The 18800-nt window shown below is 64.5% G+C and carries 17 protein-coding genes; 1 reads left to right on the forward strand and 16 read right to left on the reverse strand.

The features are described 5' to 3' along the window. Positions 1-42 precede the first annotated feature (42 nt). The 3 genes from AC3FLX_RS09895 to clsB form a co-directional block, all read right to left on the reverse strand. Positions 43-1830: an acyl-CoA dehydrogenase C-terminal domain-containing protein gene (locus AC3FLX_RS09895; RefSeq protein WP_488696047.1), complete on the reverse strand. Its 1788-nt coding sequence runs from the start codon at positions 1828-1830 to the stop codon at positions 43-45. Positions 1831-1919: 89 nt separating this feature from the next. Continuing rightward, the gene (locus AC3FLX_RS09900) at positions 1920-2510 is read right to left on the reverse strand and encodes a TetR/AcrR family transcriptional regulator (protein WP_488696217.1); all 591 of its coding nucleotides are present in this window, start codon (positions 2508-2510) and stop codon (positions 1920-1922) included. Positions 2511-2887: 377 nt separating this feature from the next. Next, a complete protein-coding gene (gene clsB / locus AC3FLX_RS09905) occupies positions 2888-4102 on the reverse strand; it encodes a cardiolipin synthase ClsB (RefSeq protein ID WP_488696219.1) in 1215 nt (404 codons plus the stop codon). Between the two features lie 220 nt (positions 4103-4322). On the opposite strand from clsB, the gene mobB reads away from it, so the two are divergent. Continuing rightward, positions 4323-4835: a molybdopterin-guanine dinucleotide biosynthesis protein B gene (gene mobB / locus AC3FLX_RS09910; protein WP_488696049.1), complete on the forward strand. Its 513-nt coding sequence runs from the start codon at positions 4323-4325 to the stop codon at positions 4833-4835. Positions 4836-4850: 15 nt separating this feature from the next. On the opposite strand, the gene AC3FLX_RS09915 is transcribed toward mobB, so the two are convergent. The 13 genes from AC3FLX_RS09915 to AC3FLX_RS09975 form a co-directional block, all read right to left on the reverse strand. Next, positions 4851-5606 carry an endonuclease/exonuclease/phosphatase family protein gene (locus tag AC3FLX_RS09915; RefSeq protein ID WP_488696051.1) on the reverse strand — a complete coding sequence of 252 codons (756 nt, stop codon included), beginning with the start codon at positions 5604-5606 and terminating at the stop codon, positions 4851-4853. Beyond that, entirely contained in the window at positions 5603-6067 is a 465-nt protein-coding gene (gene nudB / locus AC3FLX_RS09920; protein ID WP_488696053.1) for a dihydroneopterin triphosphate diphosphatase, read from the reverse strand. Before nudB ends, AC3FLX_RS09915 begins: the two co-directional genes overlap by 4 nt. A gap of 85 nt (positions 6068-6152) precedes the next feature. Next, positions 6153-7121, reverse strand: coding sequence for a phytochrome family protein (locus AC3FLX_RS09925; RefSeq protein ID WP_488696221.1), 969 nt, complete (start codon positions 7119-7121; stop codon positions 6153-6155). Positions 7122-7335: 214 nt separating this feature from the next. Next, the gene (aspS, locus tag AC3FLX_RS09930; RefSeq protein WP_488696055.1) at positions 7336-9144 is read right to left on the reverse strand and encodes an aspartate--tRNA ligase; all 1809 of its coding nucleotides are present in this window, start codon (positions 9142-9144) and stop codon (positions 7336-7338) included. A 46-nt stretch (positions 9145-9190) separates the two neighbouring features. Next, positions 9191-9886, reverse strand: coding sequence for a DUF502 domain-containing protein (locus AC3FLX_RS09935; RefSeq protein WP_488696057.1), 696 nt, complete (start codon positions 9884-9886; stop codon positions 9191-9193). A gap of 14 nt (positions 9887-9900) precedes the next feature. Continuing rightward, positions 9901-10239, reverse strand: a complete 339-nt coding sequence (locus AC3FLX_RS09940) for an FmdB family zinc ribbon protein (protein WP_488696059.1) — start codon at positions 10237-10239, stop codon at positions 9901-9903. A 198-nt stretch (positions 10240-10437) separates the two neighbouring features. Then, positions 10438-11874, reverse strand: coding sequence for a high affinity choline transporter 1 (locus AC3FLX_RS09945; RefSeq protein WP_488696061.1), 1437 nt, complete (start codon positions 11872-11874; stop codon positions 10438-10440). A gap of 277 nt (positions 11875-12151) precedes the next feature. Further along, positions 12152-13729 carry a ubiquinone biosynthesis regulatory protein kinase UbiB gene (gene ubiB / locus AC3FLX_RS09950; protein WP_488696063.1) on the reverse strand — a complete coding sequence of 526 codons (1578 nt, stop codon included), beginning with the start codon at positions 13727-13729 and terminating at the stop codon, positions 12152-12154. Positions 13730-13785: 56 nt separating this feature from the next. Next, on the reverse strand, positions 13786-14463 hold the full coding sequence (locus AC3FLX_RS09955; RefSeq protein WP_488696065.1) for a ubiquinone biosynthesis accessory factor UbiJ: 678 nt from the start codon (positions 14461-14463) through the stop codon (positions 13786-13788). A gap of 117 nt (positions 14464-14580) precedes the next feature. Further along, positions 14581-15585 carry a Tim44 domain-containing protein gene (locus AC3FLX_RS09960; protein WP_488696067.1) on the reverse strand — a complete coding sequence of 335 codons (1005 nt, stop codon included), beginning with the start codon at positions 15583-15585 and terminating at the stop codon, positions 14581-14583. Positions 15586-15635: 50 nt separating this feature from the next. Next, positions 15636-16367 carry a bifunctional demethylmenaquinone methyltransferase/2-methoxy-6-polyprenyl-1,4-benzoquinol methylase UbiE gene (gene ubiE / locus AC3FLX_RS09965; protein ID WP_488696069.1) on the reverse strand — a complete coding sequence of 244 codons (732 nt, stop codon included), beginning with the start codon at positions 16365-16367 and terminating at the stop codon, positions 15636-15638. Positions 16368-16389: 22 nt separating this feature from the next. Then, positions 16390-16806: a gamma-butyrobetaine hydroxylase family protein gene (locus AC3FLX_RS09970; RefSeq protein ID WP_488696071.1), complete on the reverse strand. Its 417-nt coding sequence runs from the start codon at positions 16804-16806 to the stop codon at positions 16390-16392. A 51-nt stretch (positions 16807-16857) separates the two neighbouring features. Next, entirely contained in the window at positions 16858-18768 is a 1911-nt protein-coding gene (locus AC3FLX_RS09975) for an ABC transporter ATP-binding protein/permease (RefSeq protein WP_488696073.1), read from the reverse strand. Positions 18769-18800 lie beyond the last annotated feature (32 nt).

Raw genomic sequence — 18800 nt, forward strand, 5'->3', positions numbered from 1 at the left:
TGCCCCCCTCTCCCGCCTGGCGGGAGAAGGGAGTCAATCCCATCAGAACAGATCGGCTTCCAGTGCCATCAGCGTTGCGCTGCCAGCGCGGGCCTTGCGGATTTCCGCAGCGGTTTCCGGCAGCAGCTTGGCGAAGTAGAAGCGTGCGGTGGCCAGCTTGCTGACATAGAACTTGTCGCCGCTGCCTTGCTTTTCGAGCGCGATCTTGGCCATGCGTGCCCAGAAGTACGAGAACACCAGGTGACCCACCACGCGCAGATACGGCACCGCGGCAGCGCCCACTTCGTCAGGGTTGCCCATCGCCTTCATGCCGATTTCCATCGTGAGCTTCTGCACCTTGTCGCCGATGTCGGCCAGCGGGTTCACGAATTCCTGCATCGCTTCGTTGGTGCCCTCTTCCTCGACGAACTGCTGCACGATCTTGCCGAAGGCCTTCAGCTTGGCGCCCATGTCGCCCAGGACCTTGCGGCCCAGCAGGTCCAGCGACTGGATCGTGTTGGTGCCTTCGTAGATCATGTTGATGCGGGCGTCGCGCACGTACTGCTCCATGCCCCATTCGGCGATGTAGCCGTGGCCGCCGAACACCTGCATGCCCTCGTTGGTCGACGTGAATGCGTTGTCGGTCAGGAAGGCCTTGATCACCGGCGTCAGCAGCGCCACGAGGTCGCCTGCTTCCTTGCGCACGGCTTCATCGGGGTGCGACAGTTCGCGGTCGATCTGCAGCGCGGTCCAGTAGCTGAACGCGCGGCCGCCTTCGGCATACGCCTTCTGCGTCAGCAGCATGCGGCGCACGTCCGGGTGAACGATGATCGGGTCCGCCGCCTTTTCCGGAGCCTTCGGGCCGGTCAGGGCGCGCATCTGCAGACGGTCCTTCGCGTAGACGAGCGAGTTCTGGTAAGCCACCTCGGTCAGGCCCAGGCCCTGCGCGCCCACGCCCAGGCGTGCCGCGTTCATCATCACGAACATCGCGTTCAGGCCCTTGTTGGCCTCGCCCACGAGCCAGCCGCGCGCGCCGTCCAGGTTCATCACGCAGGTGGCGTTGCCGTGGATGCCCATCTTGTGTTCGATCGAGCCGCACTTGATGCCATTGCGCTCGCCCGGGTTGCCGCTGGCATCGGGGATGAATTTCGGCACCACGAACAGCGAGATGCCCTTGGTGCCTTGCGGGGCGTCCGGCAGACGCGCCAGCACCAGGTGGATGATGTTCTCGGCAAGGTCGTGCTCGCCGGCCGAGATGAAGATCTTGGTGCCGGTGATCGCGTACGAGCCATCGGCCTGCGGTTCGGCCTTGCTGCGCAGGATACCGAGGTCGGTGCCGCAATGCGGCTCGGTCAGGCACATCGTGCCGGTCCACACGCCGGAAACCAGCTTGGGCAGGTAGGCTTGCTTGAGTTCGGGTGTGCCGTGCGCATGCAGCGCTTCATAGGCGCCGTGCGACAGGCCCGGGTACATCGTCCACGCCTGGCCTGCCGAGTTCAGCATTTCGTACAGCGCGTTGTTGACGATGATGGGCAGGCCCTGGCCGCCGAATTCGGGGTCGCACGCCAGCGCCGGCCAGCCGGCTTCTACGTACTGCTGATAGGCTTCCTTGAAGCCCTTCGGCGCACGCACCACGCCGTCGCCGACGTAGGTGCAGCCTTCGCGGTCGCCGGGCTGGTTCAGCGGGAACACCACGTCCGAGCAGAACTTGCCGGCTTCTTCGATAACCTGGTTGATGGTGTCCGCGTCGATATCCGCGTGCTGCGGCATCGCCTTGAGTTCGGCTTCTGCGCCGAGCAGTTCATGGAGCACGAACTGCATGTCGCGCAACGGTGCGGTGTACTGGCCCATCAAAAACTCCTTGGAGGTTTGCTTGTGCCGCCACACGCGCATGCCGCACGCCCTGGAGGGGACGCGTGCGACCGTTGCCCGGGGGCGGCTCAGGTTCGGTAAGACTGAATCAGTTTGTTGAGCGCGACCATAGCAAGTTCGGCACTGTCCGGCAGGCGCAGAAAACGGGCGTCGTGATGCAAGCCTAGTTCAAGGCTGTACATTTCGAACAGCATCAGGCGCGGATCGCAATCCGTGCGCAGATGCCCCTCTTCCTTTGCCTGGTCGATCGCACGCAGCAGCGCGGCTCGCCAGATCGTGACGCTCTTGACCAGCTCGTCACGTACCGGGCTTTCCGCGCGATCGTCGTACTCGACCGCCCCGCTGATGTAGATGCAACCCGTGGTCACTTCCTGGATGCGCTTTTCCATCCAGCGCCGTACCATCGACCACAGGCGAGGCAGACCGCGTGGCTCCTGCAAGGAGGGATAAAAAACCTCCTGCTCGAACCGGCGGTGATACTCGCGCACCACTTCCACCTGCAGGTCCTCGCGCGAACCGAAATGCGCGAACACACCGCTCTTGCTCATCTGCATGCGTTCCGCGAGCAGGCCGATGGTCAGCCCTTCCAGCCCGTCGCGGGACGACAGTTCCAGTGCGGCATCGAGAATCGCCACGCGCGTCATCTCACCCTTGCGCAAGGGTGCGGGGGCGGCGGCGGATTCAAGACGAACTGACTGGTGTCGCATGGTTTTCTCTCCGTTCTCTGCAGCACCCTTCCGGATGCTGTTTTCTGGCCTGACACTATGTGCGCCAGGCACAACGACAGCCAAAACGCCATCGTAAATGCTCGAAGTCTAAGCCAAAAAAGAACGGTCGTTCAGATTATTCTGGCGAGGCCGACTGGCATCAAGTATTTAATTAGACCGGTGTTTCTAAACACACGGGGAATACGGGCCCACACGGACTCCATTTGCGGCGCATTGCAGCAACGGCTTAAAAACCGCGTGAAATCGCGCAATACGGGGATGCGGGCCCGAGGGGCCTGTGGCACGGCAGCATGTTACCGTGTGACGGCTTAGTAGCGCCCTGTCACGCCCGCGATCACGACGCCGAGACGCAACACGTAGTAGGCCGCCCAATTGGCAAACCGGCGCAAACGCGGCAGCCGCGCGTGCACTTCGGGCATCACGCGCGCGCTGCGCTGCGCCATCGCGCGCTCCAGCCGCGTGCGCAGCGTGTCGGCGAACACGGCGTCGTAGACAGCCACGTTGGCCTCGCGCGCCAGCAGCAGGCTGAATGGATCCATGTTGCTCGATCCGACCGTCGCCCAGGTATCGTCGATGACCGCCACCTTGGCGTGCAGGAAGCTTTCCTCGTATTCGTAGATCTCGACGCCGGCCTCCAGCAACCGCGCATAGAGCGCGTGCGTGGCGTAGTGCTGGAGCCGGTATTCGACCATGCCCTGCAGCAACAGCCGTACGCGCACGCCGCGCTCGCGGCAGGCCAGCAACGCCCGGCGCATCTTGTGGCCAGGCAGAAAGTAGGCGTTGGCCAGAATCACGTCGTGACGCGCCGATCCCAATGCATAGAGGTATTCGCGCTCGATCGTGCGGCGGTTGCGCAGGTTGTCGCGCAGCAGCAGCGCGGCGGGTACCCCACCGGGCTGGATATCGTTGCGCGCCTGGCGCGCGCCGCGCGTCAACGTTTCGACTTCGGCAAACGCGCTCGCGGTTTCGCGCAGTCCGCGCCGTTGTGCAATGCGGAACCACAGGCGCGCCGAAGCCAATGCGATCTGCGCCACCAGCGGCCCGCGCACGCGCACCGCAAAGTCGTAGCGCGGCCCCACCTCGGGCAGATCGATCGGACCGTGGTTGTGGTCGTCGATGATATTGATGCCGCCCACGAACGCGACCTTGCCGTCGATCACCGAAATCTTGCGATGCAGCCGCCGAAGATGGCGCCGCGCGAGCTTGAATCCGCGCAGCGGCCGGTAGATTTCCAGATTGACGCCACCGGCCCGCAGGCGATCCTGAAGCGTCGCGGGCATATCGTTTGCCCCGAAGCCGTCGACCACGAGCCGGACATCGACGCCACGCTGCGCTGCCGCAATCAGCGCGGCACTAACGCGCGCGCCCACTGCATCGTCGGCATAGATATAGGTTTCCACCACGACATGAACGCGCGCCGCATCGATCTCGGCAATCAGCGCCGGAAAGAACTCCTGCCCGTTACGCAGCAGGTCGACAAGATTGCCCGGCACGGGGCTGCCGCGGCGGCGCACCCAGTGCATCAGCCTGGCCTTGGCCTGCGCACTGGCGGAGCGCAATTCCTGCACGGACGCCGGTATGCCGGGCGTTTGCGCGGGCGCGGGCGACGCAGTGTCCGAGGGCGTATTGCGATCGTAGATCCGTGACATGGGCTCGATTATCGACCAATGGGCGGCTCCTGCACATGGCCCAGTCCAACTCTGCTATTGTCAGGGCATTGTGGACGCCCTACAGGAAAGCATTGTGAAGGTATTCGGTATCGCCGGCTCGTCGGGCAGCGGCAAGACAACGCTGCTGGATCAGTTGATTCCCCGCTTCGTGGCCGACGGCCTGCGGGTGGCCGGCATCAAGCACACGCACCACGGTTTCGATCCTGATACACCTGGCAAGGATTCGTGGCGCATGCGTCAGGGCGGTTGCGAAAACGTGGTGCTGGTGGGCGCCCGCCACTTGACGCTGATGCGCCATTTTCCGGAGGACAAGGCTTCGCCGGAAATTGGCGAAGCGCTGGCGGTGCTGCCGCCCGACACCGATCTGGTCATGGTCGAGGGCTACAAGTGGAGCGATTTCCCGAAGCTGGAAATCTACCGGCCCGCCAACGGCAAGTCACCGCTCTGGGCCGAGGTGCCAGGCGTGGTGGCGGTGGCCACCGATGCCATCGACGAGGTGGTTGGGCAGACTACGCTGCCGGTGATCGATCTGGCCGACGTTGACGCCATCTACGGCTGGATCCGCGACTACCTGGCATCACACTGACGCAAGTCCCGCGCTTTACGCCTCTGGAATCGCCATGCGATGCGCCAGTTCGGCCATCAGCGGCACGTGGTCCGAGCGCTCGGCCCACTCGCGCCCAGTCAGCGCCTGCGTGCGCTCGATATCGAAGCCGCGCACATAGATGCGATCGAGCTGCCACCACGGCATGTGACTAGGGAAGGTATGAATGCGGCCGTTCTTGGCGTGGGCCGACTCCACGGCGTTGAGCGTGTTGCAGATCTTGCTGTCTAGCTTGTGGTTCCAGTCGTTGAAATCACCGGCGATCACCAGCGGGGCACCGTCCGGCACCACCGACCGCACACGCTCCACCAGCGCGCTGGCCTGACGCACGCGGCTGCGCGCGAAAAGCCCGAAATGCACGCAGATAAGATGCGCTTCCACACCATTGATATCCGCCACCGCATGCAGCAGCCCGCGCTGCTCGAAGCGGTGATCTGAAATATCAAGGTTCTCCGACATCAGGATCGGATGCCGCGACAGGATCGCGTTGCCATGATGCCCGTGCTCGTACACCGCGTTGCGGCCGTAGACCGAATGCGGATAGGCGTCCGTGGCCAGGTAATTGAGCTGGGTGTGGTCGGGATCGAACAGCTCGGCGGCAATCAGGCGGTCGTTGCGGTCCTGCACTTCCTGCAGGAACACGATATCGGCGTCCATCGATTGTAGGCCGGTGCGCACGCTCTGAATGCGGGGCTTGCCGGTGAACCCTTTCACGCCCTTGTGGATGTTGTAGGTCACGACGCGCAGCTTCATCGCGTCACTCCACTTTCGGCAGCGGTGCGCCACGCCAGTTGCCGCACCGCCTCGGCATTGCTGCTCGAAAAGCAGCGTTCCGCCGCGGCCTGCCAGGGCATCCATTCGAACTGCAGGTGTTCACGCGGCGCCAGCGTCACGGGCAATGGCTCCGGCACGCACAGGCCGAACCAGTGCTCGGTGTTGCGCGTGATGCCGGGCGCATAGCGGTGGCGCCATTGTGGATAGATTTCGTAGTCGATCGTGTGCCGCCAGTCGGTCAGCAGATAGCGTTCGGCGATGATGCCGGTTTCCTCGGCCACCTCGCGCGCCGCGGTTGCCGCCAGCGGCTCGTCTTCGGCATCGAGGCTGCCCGTGACCGATTGCCAATAGCCTGGCCGGTCGGCACGCTCGATCAACAGGACTTGCAGGTCTGGCGTATGGATGACGACCAGTACTGATTCGGGAATCTTGTAGCGCATGGGGCGGAAAAAGCGACAGAACCCAAGCATAGCGCAGCGGCGCTGGCTTGGGCGTCCTCCACTGTCCGATTACCGCGATGTGGAATCAGGCAACCGTATGCTCACCCGGTTGCCGGGGGGTCAGAAAGTGCGGATTCGAGGGAGCGGGCGTCGCCATGCCATCCGGCGCCACGCCCGGCATGCCGCGCAGCCACGTGTCGAACACCTCGGGCGAATCGCCATGCCCCCAGGCGGCACGCAGCTGCTGCATCAAGGGGGCCAGCGCCTGCGTATAGCGCTGCGACGCCACATGGGCATGTTCGGCCAGTGCATCGTTACTTTCGCGCACCTGAGCGGCCAGCTCCGCACGTTCCTGGCCAATTTCCTTCTCGCGCAAACCCAGCTGGTTGTATTTCTGGATCAGGAAGCGCTGATAATCGCCGGCTTCCACGCCCTGCGCGGCCTGGGCGTTGACCTGCTCGAAACGCATCACGATGCTGGCGGTTTCCTGCTCCAGATGCGCGGCTTCCGCGCTGAGCTGCTGCAGCGTCTCCTGCAGGCGCAATGCTTCACGCCGATGGGTCTGCAGCCGCGACGCTTCGTCGTCGAACGTGCGCTGGGCCGTCAGGTAAGCCTGCACCACGGGCTGCGGCGCCACCACGAGCAGCGGATCCGCGCCACCGGCACGGCGGCCCGACAGCAGGGCATCCTCCGGCAGGCGCAGATTGCCGACGTCCTCCAGCCAGCGGCCGCGGGCCATCACCGTGGCAACCGTGTCCAGGGCCAGTTTGCGCAACGCTTCGGCGCGCTGCGCCGCGAAGGGTTCGCTGCCCTGCTGAGCCTGCGCATAGTCCGGCGCGGGCTGCGCGCCCTGCACGGCATGTGCGATATCGGGGACGCAGGCGGCCACCGTGGTGGCCACGGATTCCGACATCGCCTGCGCCGACCGGCGCACCGCGCGGCGCAGCTCGAAGCGCGCCAGCAGCATCATCAGCAGCCCGGCCACCAGCCAGGTCAGGATGGTTTCCGAGTGGGCCAGCACGAAGGCCCGGATCGTTTCCGTATCGAGTTGCAGCATTGGTCTTGTCCTCCCACGTCACGGCGGCCTTTCGGGTGGGCCAGCATCGTGCGTGCATCAGGCAGAAAGACATCATGGGGGCGCGCTTCGTTCCAAGTCGTAACAAATCGAAACGCATCCTTGCTGCGCAAACAAAAAAGCCGCGCTTTCGCGCGGCTTTTCATGTCCGAACCGGAATGATCCGGCCAGCGGAACAGGAGACAGATACCGATCAGGCGGTCGTCTTCGGCTCCTGGGCACGCAGGCGGATATGCAGCTCGCGCAACTGCTTTTCGTCGACCGGGCTCGGGGCCTGGGTCAGCAGATCCTGCGCACGTTGCGTCTTCGGGAAGGCGATTACGTCGCGGATCGAGTCGGCACCGGCCATCATCGTCACGATACGGTCCAGGCCGAAGGCCAGGCCACCGTGCGGCGGCGCGCCATATTGCAGCGCGTCCAGCAGGTAGCCGAACTTGGCACGGGCTTCCTCGTCACCGATCTTCAGCGCGCGGAACACCTTGCTCTGCACGTCCTCGCGGTAGATACGCACCGAACCGCCGCCCATTTCCCAGCCATTCAGCACCATGTCGTAGGCCTTGGCGATGCACTTGCCCGGATCGGTTTCCAGGTACTGCAGGTGCTCGTCCTTCGGGCTCGTGAACGGGTGGTGCATGGCCACCCAGCGGGCATCTTCCTCGTCGTACTCGAACATCGGGAAGTCGATCACCCACAGCGGCTTCCAGGTGTCCTCGAACAGGCCGGTGCTCTTGCCGAATTCCGAATGGCCGATCTTCAGACGCAGCGCGCCGATGGAATCGTTGACGACCTTGGCCTTGTCGGCGCCAAAGAAGATGATGTCGCCGTCCTTGGCTTCGGTGCGCTTCAGGATCTCGGCAATCGCGGCGTCGTGCAGGTTCTTCACGATCGGCGACTGCAGGCCGTCGCGGCCCTTGGCCACTTCGTTGACCTTGATCCAGGCCAGGCCCTTGGCGCCGTAGATCGCCACGAACTGCGTGTAGGCATCGATTTCACCGCGCGAAATGGCACCACCGCCCGGCACGCGCAGACCCACCACGCGACCGTTGTCGCTGTTGGCCGGGCCCGAGAACACCTTGAAGTCGACGTCCTTCATCACCTCGGTCAGCTCGGTGAATTCCAGCTTGACGCGCAGGTCGGGCTTGTCCGAGCCGAAGCGGGCCATCGCCTCGTGGAACTCCATCACCGGGAACTTGGCGTCCAGGTCCACGTCGATGGCGTTCTTGAACACGGTGCGCATCATGTCTTCGAACAGGTCACGAATCTCCTGCTCGGTCAGGAACGACGTCTCGCAGTCGATCTGCGTGAATTCGGGCTGGCGGTCGGCGCGCAGGTCCTCGTCACGGAAGCACTTGGTGATCTGGTAGTAGCGGTCGAAGCCCGAGACCATCAGCATCTGCTTGAAGATCTGCGGCGACTGCGGCAGCGCGAAGAAATGGCCCGGGTTGACGCGCGACGGCACCAGGTAGTCACGCGCGCCTTCGGGCGTGCTCTTGCCCAGCATCGGGGTTTCGATGTCGATGAAGCCCTGGGCGTCCAGGTACTTGCGCACCTCCATCGCCACCTTGTAGCGCAGGCGGAGGTTGTATTGCATCTGCGGACGACGCAGGTCCAGCACGCGGTGCGTGAGGCGCGTGGTTTCCGACAGGTTGTCGTCGTCGAGCTGGAACGGGGGCGTGACCGACGGGTTCAGCACGGTCAGCTCATGGCACAGCACCTCGATCTTGCCCGAGGTCAGGTTGCTGTTCTCGGTGCCGTCCGGACGCGGACGCACCTTGCCCACCACGCGGATGCAGAACTCGTTACGGATTTCTTCCGCCGCCTTGAACATCTCCGGACGATCCGGATCGCACACCACCTGCACCAGGCCTTCGCGGTCGCGCAGATCGACGAAGATCACGCCGCCATGATCGCGGCGGCGCTGCACCCAGCCCGTCAGGGCCACTTCCTGGCCGTTCAGTTGTTCGGTCACCAGACCGCAGTAGTGTGTACGCATGGAAGACATAGGAGAGATTCCCTGTAATACGCGGCCGCGAAGCAGCCGCGCGCAATCAGTTGGTATGGGTGTCGGCGACTTCGTCGGCAGCGATCACAGCCTCGGCCGGGTGGATCTCACCGCCGTTCTTGCGCGGCAGTTCGGTCGGCGCCACCACGCCCATCGACACGATGTACTTGAGCGCCGCGTCGACGCTCATGTCGAGCTCAATGGTGTCGGCCTTCGGCATCATCAGAAAGAAGCCCGAAGTCGGGTTCGGCGTCGTCGGCACGTACACGCTGACATATTCGCCTTGCAGGTGATTTTGCACGTCTCCGCCCGGGCGACCGGTCAGAAACGCAATAGTCCACGACCCTTCGCGCGGATACTGCACAAGCAGCGCCTTGCGGAACGCATTGCCGGACGACGACAGCAGCGTGTCCGACACCTGCTTCACGCTGGTATAGATCGGGCCAACCACGGGGATATGGCCCAGCAGCGCCTCCCACCAGCGTACCAGGCGCTGGCCGATGAAGTTGTGCGCGAGCACGCCCACCAGCAGGATGAACAGCAGGGTCAGGATCGCGCCCAGACCCGGAATGCGGCGCCCGAACAGGTTCTCTGGCTGCCACGCCACGGGCAGCAGCGCCATGCTCTGATCCATCGTGCCGATGATCAGGTTGAGCACCCACAGCGTGATGCCAAGCGGCACCAGCACGAGCAACCCGGTCAGGAACCAGGTCTTGATGGCGGAAGTTTTCTTGGTAGCCACGGCTTGCCTGGCGCTCAGTGGCTGGCGGACGAACCGGCGCTGCCGCCGGCGGCAGCCGGGGCGGCCGATGCCGTGGTCGACGACGACGACGACGACGACGCGGCGGGCGCGGCGTCAGCGGCGGGGGCGCTGGTCGAGGTTGCGGCCGGCGCGCTGGTGCCGCCGCTGCCGCCACGGAAATCCGTCACGTACCAGCCCGAGCCCTTGAGCTGGAAGCCAGCCGCGGTCAGCTGCTTCTTGAAGGTCCCGGCGGCGCCGCAGGATGGGCAGTCCGTGAGCGGGGCGTCGCTCATCTTCTGCAGCACATCGCGCCCGTGTCCGCAGGCGTCGCAACGGTAGGCATAGATCGGCATGGTTCTTTCGTGGAAATCTGAAACGTAAAGCGGGTAGATGGCAGCGCCGCCCGGATCGACAAGGGCGAGGTGCCCAAAAAAACGGCACGCGCGACGATGCAAAGCCTCGGATTATAAACCGTCGGCGGGGCGTCTACCGGCAGGAAATAGGGGCTTTCGGGGGCGTAATCATCACGATTTCCCCCAAATGCTTAAAAGTTAAGCAATATGCACTTCACGGACTGGCGGCCGGTCGCTGATCCATTGCGGCAGCAGCGATCCAAACACCATGCCGCTGATCGAGAACAGCAGCCCCACCATTTGTGGCGGCACCGTCGCATTGGCCATCGTAATCTCGCACGTCAGCCACGACGTCAGCCCCAGCACGATGGCCAGCAGGCCGCCCTGGCGCGTGGCCGGCTTCCAGAACAGCCCGAACGCCAGCGGCACGAAGGCCGACACCAGCGTCACCTTGTAGGCGTTCTCAACCATATGGAAGATCGACAGGTGCGAATTGAGCGCGAACAGCGTGACCAGCGTCGTGAAGACCAGCACCACCGCCTGCATCACGCGCAGGAATTGCTTGTCGCTGAGATGGCGGAAATACGGCCGCAGGATGTTCTCCGCGAATGTCACCGACGGCGCCAGCAGAGTGGCCGAGGCGCAGCTCTTGATGGCCGACAGCAGTGCGCCGAAGAACATGACCTGCGCGAACATCGGCGCGTGGTTCAGGATCAACTGCGGCAGAATCAGTTGCGAATCGGAATTGATGTACTTCTCGACCATCTGCGGGTCGATCAGCGTGGCCGAATAGGCCAGGAACATCGGGATGAAGGCAAAGAAGAAGTACAGCACGCCGCCCAGTACCGACGCGCGGCCGGCAATCTGCTCCGTGCGCGACGACGTCACGCGCTGGAACACGTCCTGCTGCGGAATCGAGCCGAGCATCATCGTAAATAGCGCGGCCGCGAACCCGATGATCTGGACGATATCGAGGGACGGCAGGAATTCGAACTTGCCCGCCGCCGCCGCGTGCGACACCACGGCCGTCACGCCACCGGCCTGCCCGCTCACCTCGTAGCCGATGTAGAGCATGCCGATCACGATGATGATCATCTGGATAAAGTCGGTCACCGCCACCGACCACATGCCGCCGAACAGCGTGTACACCAGCACGCTGGCCGCGCCGATCATCATGCCGGCCTCTTGCGACAGCGCGCCGTCCGACACGGTATAGAACACCAGGCCCAACGCCTTGATCTGCGCCGCCACCCAGCCCAGGTACGACACCACGATGCACAGCGTGGTCAGCACTTCAGCCAGGCGGCCGTAGCGATTGTGATAGTAGTCGCCGATCGTGAGCAGGTTCATCCGGTACAGCGGCCGGGCGAAGAACAGGCCCACCAGGATCAGGCAGAGCGAGGAGCCGAAGGGGTCGGACACAACACCCGACAGGCCTTCCTTGAGGAACACGGCGGGGATGCCGAGCACGGTTTCGGAGCCGAACCATGTGGCAAAAACCGTGGCGGTGACGATGTAGAACGGCAGGCTGCGGCCCGCGACGGCAAAGTCGGCGGTGCCCTTCACGCGGAGCGCCGCCCACAGGCCGATGCCGACCGAGATAACCCAATAGATGATGACGAACCAGATCAGCATGCCGCTGCCCTATCCCAATTTGCCAGAAATGCCCTGGAGGCGAAAAACCGAAAGCCGGCCGGATGCCTGGGATGCTCCAGGCTGACTCCGCCCGGAGTCCAATTCATCGGTCGGGGCCGCGGGCGCCCGGGAGGGGCATGGCGGTCGTAGCCGAATCAAAACGCGGATTATAGCGACGGAGACCCGCCGGGAAGGAAAAAATTCCCCGGGCGAGGTCAAATCCCCACACTGGCACCTGCACGGTGCAGCGTGGGGCGCACGGCGCCTTTCGGCAGGCTTACCAGTAGCCCGCCCAGGCCAGCGCCTGAACGATCACGATACCGGCCAGAAAGCCGCCCACCAGCATCAGGGCCGTGGAAAGCCGGCGGTTGGTACGGCGCTGCTCCTGCACCAGCTGGGCCAGCAGCCGCTCCTGCTCGCCGTTGCTCTGCAAGGCGCGGCGCTCCAGGAACTGGTGCGCCAGGCGCGGGAAGTCGGGCAGCATCTTGGCCCATTGCGGGGCCTCGACCTTGACGCGCTCCCAAGCTCCCTGCCAGCCAACCTGCTCGTACATCCAGCGTTCCAGGAACGGCTTGGCGGTCTTCCAGAGGTCGAGGTCCGGATCGAGCTGGCGCCCCAGGCCTTCGATATTGAGCAGCGTCTTCTGCAGCAGCACCAGTTGCGGCTGGATTTCCACGTTGAACCGGCGCGACGTCTGGAACAGGCGCATCAGCACCATGCCCAGCGAGATCTCGCGCAGCGGCTTGTCGAAATACGGCTCGCAGCAGGCCCGGACGGCCGACTCCAGTTCCTCGACCCGCGTCTCCGATGGCACCCAGCCGGACTCCACGTGCAGCAACGCCACACGGTGATAATCCCGGCGGAAGAACGCAATGAAGTTCTGCGCCAGGTAGTTCTTGTCGAACTCGGACAACGCCCCGACGATGCCGAAGTCGAGCGCGATATAGCGGCCGAACGTCTCCGGCTGCACGGACACCAGGATGTTGCCCGGGTGCATGTCCGCATGGAAGAAGCCGTCGCGGAAGACCTGCGTGAAGAAGATCTCCACGCCCTCCTCGGCCAGCTTGTGCATGTCCACGCCCGCGGCTTTCAGCGATTCCGTGCGCGAGATCGGAATGCCGTGCATCCGCTCCATCGTAAACACGGTGCTGGTGCACCAGTCCCAGAACACCTCGGGCACGCACAGCAGATCGCTGTCGGCGAAGTTGCGGCGCAGCTGGCTGGCGTTAGCCGCCTCGATCATCAGGTCCAGCTCGTCATGCAGGTACTTGTCGAATTCGGCCACTACCTCGCGCGGCTTCAAGCGGCGCCCGTCCACCCAGACCCGCTCCAGCCAGGTGGCCATATCGCGCATCAGTGCGAGGTCGCTGTCGATTACGGGCAGCATGCCCGGCCGCAGCACCTTCACCGCCACCTCGCGGCCGTGGTTCGGGCCGCCGCGCAGCGTGGCGAAGTGCACCTGCGCAATCGACGCGCTGGCCACGGGCTGGTGCTCGAAATTCTCGAACAGCTCCGTCAGCGGCTTACCCAGGGATTTCTCGACAATCTTCACCGCCACCGCCGAATCGAACGGCGGCACCTGGTCCTGCAACTTGGCCAGCTCGTCCGCGATGTCGGGCGGCATCAGATCGCGACGGGTGGACAGCACCTGCCCAAACTTTACGAAGATCGGCCCCAGCGCGGTCAGCGCCATGCGAAGGCGCTCGCCCCGCGGCTGTTCGAGCTTGCGGCCGATGGTGATGACGCGAACCAGGAATTTGATGCGCCGGCTCTTGAAACCGGACAGCACAAGTTCGTCGAGCCCGTAGTACAGGATGACGAAGATAATCTTGCAGAGACGCAGCAGGCGGGTCATTCGGGATGTTCAGATAGCAGCGCCGCGCAGTGCGGCATCGGGGAGCGACATGGCGGTTAGCGGTGGGCCGACGGGAGCGAGCCCGGCGCCTGGTCTCCCTGTTCGCCCATGCGTTCCAGGCGTTCCAGCCGTTTTTCGAGGCGCGCCAGATCATCGCGCAGCCGTGCGACATCAGTGCCAAACCCCTCCAGCGCCGCATGGCGCACCAGGGTCGGCTGTTCGTCGAGCAGGTATTCGGTCACGTTGTCGAGCAGCGCCTTGCCCACGCGCGTGGCACTTTCGTGCACCTGGCGGGCGCCGTCCACCACGCGCTGGGCCACGCTGTCGCTGATCGGGCCACCCATCACGCCGCGCAGCGCGCGCGACAGATCTTCGGCGGCGTCCCAGCGCAGGTTGCGCGCGAGCGTCGACACCACGTTGGCCAGCTCGGCGTCGCCGTCGATCCGCACATGGCGCATTGCTGCCGCCTGCCCGCCTTCCGCGACATCGGCCACTACCAGCGGCCATTGTTGCAGCGGCACGATCAACGTCACCGCCGCCGCCTCGGTTCCGGCGGCCTGCTCGATGCAGCCCTGGTCCGTAACCCTGAGCGACAGCGTGAACGCGGCGGCATCGAACCGGATGATGCGTCCGGCAAATGGCGCCAGCAGACTGCAGGCCCACGGCTCCTGTTCGATCAGGTGATTCAATGCGGCGACGATCGGCGCGGCCAGCGGTGTCGGCAATGCGTTCATGGCGTCCGGTGTGCGGGCGGTCTGCCCAACAAAAAAAGGCCCACGTGTACGTGGGCCTCCATTCTAAGCTACTCGGCCGCCGCTTCATGTCATCCATGCCGCGGCGGCTTGCGCCGCTCAGGATTCCTGCTGAATACCGGCCAGCAGCCAGCCGCCGTCGCCGGACGCGGACTTGGCCAGGTTCCAGACTTCGCCGAACGGTTGTGCCGCCTCGCCGGCGTTTTCCCGGATCATGCCGGTAAAACGAACGCTGGCGACGTGCTGGGACGGCGTCGACTCGATGCCAAGCAGTTGGGCGTCAAGCGTGACCACGTCGGTCTTGTTGACCGCGGCGCCGCGTTCGGACAGGTCCATCTTGATCTCGGCAAACATTTCCGGCGTGGTGAACTCGCGGATATCGTCGAGGTTACCGGCGTCCCACGCGGCCTGCAGACGCACATAGTGCACTTTGGCGTTGCGCAGGAAGGCTTCGGTGTCGAAGTCCGCCGGCACGCCCCACGGCTGCTGCACAGCCGCCGCCGCGGCACCCGCAGCCGCGCCACCCATCACCGGGTTGGCAGCCGCGCCGTTGTAACCGGTGGGCTGCGCTGGCTCTGCCTGGCGCAGTGTCGGCTCCGCGTTGCGTGCCGAGCCGCCGAATGGCGAGTTGTTGCCGCTGCCATTACCCATGCCGGCATAGGCCGGCGTCTGCGTGCGAGCCGCGCCACCACGGAACTTGCGGAACAGCCACAGCGCGATCATCGCGATCACGGCGATCAGGATGACATTGGCCAGGAAGCTGGCCGCCGCGCCGCCCAGGCCGAAATGCGACAGCAGGTAGCCCAGGCCCAGGCCGGCCGCCAGGCCGCCCAGCATGCCACCCCAGTTGCGCTTCGGCGCCGCCGCGGCCGCCGTGCCAGCGGCGCCGGCAGTAGCCGGCGCGGCCTGTTGTTGCGCCGGCTGCTGCTGGGCCGGCGTATTTTGCTGCGGCGGCGTGGCCTGGCGTTGCTGCGTCACGTTGGACGATTGCTTGCCGACGCTGCGCGAGCCGCCCAGGCGTTTCGCGTTAGCGTCGAGTGCTGCCCCCAAGGCCAGCGTCGCCATCAGCGTCACGGCCAGGAATTTTCCACGAAAAGAAGACATATTTATCGATCCCCTGTCATTTTCGGCCTTCTCCGGCCGAACATGGCGAATTAGTACTTTCTACCGACGTGGAGCGCCACGACTCCGGCCGTCAGATTGAAGTATTCGACTTGTTCGAGCCCAACTTGTTCCATCAAGCGTACAAGTGAACCCTGGTCCGGATGCATTCTGATCGATTCCGCGAGATAGCGATAGCTGGGGGCATCCCCTGCCACGCGCTCGCCCAGCCAGGGCAGCACCTTGAAAGAATAGACGTCGTAGATTTTCTCAAGCGGCTTCCAGACCTTCGAGAACTCCAGCACCATGACCTTGCCGCCCGGCTTGACCACGCGGCGCATCTCGGCCAGCGCCCGGTCCTTGTGCGTCATGTTGCGCAGGCCAAACGCCACCGTGACCAGGTCGAAGTAGTTATCGGGGAACGGGATTCTCTCGGCATCGCAGAGCGCCACCGGCGTGGAGATGCCCTTGTCGAGCAGGCGGTCGCGGCCCACGCGCAGCATCGACTCGTTGATATCGGTCAGCCAGACCTCGCCCTTCGGACCCGCCTGCTTCGCAAACGCCTTGGCCAGGTCGCCCGTGCCGCCGGCGATGTCCAGCACCTTGTGGCCGGGACGTACATTGGCCTGGGCGATCGTGAACATTTTCCAGACCCGGTGCATGCCACCGGACATCAGGTCGTTCATCACGTCGTACTTGCTGGCCACCGAGTGGAACACGCCGGCAACCTTGCCGGCCTTTTCCTGCTCGTCGACCTTTTCGAACCCGAAGTGGGTTTCGCTCATTCTCAGACTCCAGGTGCTTGATTCAGTGATGATGGCCGCATGCGTGGCCGCCGGCCGCCGGCATCGGGGCATCGCGGTCCATCCCGGCGGCTTCGAGCCGCTTCAGGTAGTCGGCCCACAGCGCGTCCTGCTGGTCGCCCAGGCGGTACAGCAGTTCCCACGTATAGATGCCGGTATCGTGGCCGTCGTCGAAACGGATCAGGATCGCGTAGTTGCCCACCGGCTCCACGGCCGCAATGCCGACGTTGCGCTTGCCGGTCTGCAGCGTTTCCTGTCCCGGACCGTGGCCCTGGACTTCAGCGGAAGGCGAGTATACGCGCAGCAGCTCGAACGGCAGCCGCCAGTCGCGGCCATTGTCGAAGCCGATTTCCAGCACGCGCGACTGCGTGTGAACGGTCAACGCGGTGGGATGAGGAGTGTCTTTATCCAGGCCAGCCATGATGAGGGGTGCGGCGCCCGCCCGGCCCCGCGGGCCGATACAGCGGCGCCATCATGCGTCTTGTACGACCCGATAGCTTACTCCACCCCCCTCGCCTTGCCCATCCCGCGGGCCGCCACCGCTTTCATCGGGCGTGCCGGCAACCGGCACATAACGCAGGCGCCGTCCGTGGAACGCCGCCACGGTGCTGCGGTGCGCGATGCTGACGATGGCCGCGTTGGGCAGCTCGTCCACCATGAGCTGATACATCGCGCGTTCGGTTTCCTCGTCCAGCGCGCTGGTGGCTTCGTCGAGGAACAGGTACTCGGGCTTCTGCAGCAGCGCCCGCGCGAAGGCCAGCCGCTGTTGCTCGCCCGGCGAGAGCCGCAGCGACCAGTTGTCGAATACATCGAGATGCCTGGCCAGGAAACCCAGCCGGGCGCGACGCAATACCTCGGTCAGCGTCTCGCACGAATGCGCGTTGCCGGCGTCCGGGTAGGACAGCGCATCGGCCAGCGTGCCGATGGGCAGGTAGCTACGTTGCGGCAGGAACAGCATATGGCGGCTGGGCAGCGTGATGCGGCCGCGCCCGTAGGGCCAGATACCGGCCAGCGCGCGGAACAGCACGCTCTTGCCGCAACCGGACGGGCCACTCACGAGCCAGCGCTCGCCCGGCGCGATGGACAGCGAGAACGGCGCCACCAGCTGGCGCGTGCCCGGCTGGCCATGTTCCTCCACGCCCTCGTCGTCCACGTCGAAACCGCCGCGTACCGGCAGTGCAAGCGCCAGGCCGCTAATGGAAATATCGGATTCCGACTTGTCCGTCGCCGCCACCACCTCGATATCGCCCGGTCCTTCGTGCGTCAGATCCTGGCGCTCGGCCACACGCATCGCTTCCTGGAAATCGATCAGACGATTGGCGGCGGCCTTCCAGCCAACCAGCGTCGAATAGCTGTCAACGAACCACGACAGCGCACCCTGCACCTGGCCAAACGCCGAGTTGATTTGCATCAGCCCGCCGAGCGTCAGCTTGCCGGAGAAGTAGCGCGGCGCCGCCACCAGTAGCGGGAAGATGATCGCAAACTGGCCGTAGCCGGAGTTCACGAACGTCAGTCGCCGCGTGTAGCGCATCAGCTGGCTCCAGTTGGCGCGAATCCGCTCGAACCTTGCGCGCAGGCCGCCCTCTTCGGTCGGCTCGCCACGATAGAGCGCCACGGGTTCGCTGTTTTCGCGCAGGCGCACCAGCATGAAACGGAAATTGGCCTCGTACTGTTCCTGCTGGAACGACAACCCGATCAGGGGCCGTCCCACGAAGTGGGCAATCAGCGAACCCACCACGGCATACCCGATCGCAAACCAGACCATATAGCCCGGAATCGTCAGGTCCACCCCGCCCAGTGCGAGGCTGATCGGACCGGAGACCACCCAGAGGATGCCGATGAACGACACCAGCGTCACCACCGAATTCAGCAGCCCCATCGACAACGTCAGCGCGCCATCGGTGAACTGGCGCAGGTCATCGGCCAGCCGCTGGTCGGGGTTGTCGGTCGAATGGGTCTGCTCGATACGGTAGTACGCCTGATGGCCCAGCCAGCGCTGCAGGAAGGTGCCGGTCATCCAGGTGCGCCAGCGCATCTGCAGCATCATCTGGTAATACTGGCGCGAGATGGCCAGCACGATGAAGCAGGCCGCGATCCATGAAAAACGCAGCAACAGCGCCTTGAACGAAACGAAGTCGCGCTGCTCGATCGCGTTATAGAACACGCGGTTCCACTCGTTGAGCAGTACGTTGATATAGACGATGCCCAGGTTGAGCGCCACGACCAGCGTCAGCAGCCCAAGGCCGGCCTTGCGGTCCGCGGAACTCCAGTACGGCTTGATCAGGGCCCAGGTGGCCGCAAGCCGCAACCGGCTCTGGTTCTTGAGTGCCTCGGCGGGAACGGCAGGGCCCGGCACGATTACGGACGATGGGGTTGAAGACATGGCGCCAGCGGTTGGCCCGCCACCAACGACCG

This window comes from Cupriavidus sp. 291-E7 (assembly GCF_057798835.1).

Excerpts from the sequence above, each read along its gene's own strand:
- AC3FLX_RS09895 (WP_488696047.1), bottom strand. The coding sequence starts at position 1,830 with ATGGGCCAGTACACCGCACCGTTGCGCGACATGCAGTTCGTGCTCCAT.
- AC3FLX_RS09970 (WP_488696071.1), bottom strand. The coding sequence starts at position 16,806 with ATGGCTGGCCTGGATAAAGACACTCCTCATCCCACCGCGTTGACCGTT.
- clsB (WP_488696219.1), bottom strand. The coding sequence starts at position 4,102 with ATGCACTGGGTGCGCCGCCGCGGCAGCCCCGTGCCGGGCAATCTTGTC.
- ubiE (WP_488696069.1), bottom strand. The coding sequence starts at position 16,367 with ATGAGCGAAACCCACTTCGGGTTCGAAAAGGTCGACGAGCAGGAAAAG.
- aspS (WP_488696055.1), bottom strand. The coding sequence starts at position 9,144 with ATGTCTTCCATGCGTACACACTACTGCGGTCTGGTGACCGAACAACTG.
- AC3FLX_RS09955 (WP_488696065.1), bottom strand. The coding sequence starts at position 14,463 with ATGAACGCATTGCCGACACCGCTGGCCGCGCCGATCGTCGCCGCATTG.
- nudB (WP_488696053.1), bottom strand. The coding sequence starts at position 6,067 with ATGCGCTACAAGATTCCCGAATCAGTACTGGTCGTCATCCATACGCCA.
- ubiB (WP_488696063.1), bottom strand. The coding sequence starts at position 13,729 with ATGACCCGCCTGCTGCGTCTCTGCAAGATTATCTTCGTCATCCTGTAC.
- AC3FLX_RS09915 (WP_488696051.1), bottom strand. The coding sequence starts at position 5,606 with ATGAAGCTGCGCGTCGTGACCTACAACATCCACAAGGGCGTGAAAGGG.
- AC3FLX_RS09975 (WP_488696073.1), bottom strand. The coding sequence starts at position 18,768 with ATGTCTTCAACCCCATCGTCCGTAATCGTGCCGGGCCCTGCCGTTCCC.
- AC3FLX_RS09940 (WP_488696059.1), bottom strand. The coding sequence starts at position 10,239 with ATGCCGATCTATGCCTACCGTTGCGACGCCTGCGGACACGGGCGCGAT.
- AC3FLX_RS09945 (WP_488696061.1), bottom strand. The coding sequence starts at position 11,874 with ATGCTGATCTGGTTCGTCATCATCTATTGGGTTATCTCGGTCGGCATC.
- AC3FLX_RS09960 (WP_488696067.1), bottom strand. The coding sequence starts at position 15,585 with ATGTCTTCTTTTCGTGGAAAATTCCTGGCCGTGACGCTGATGGCGACG.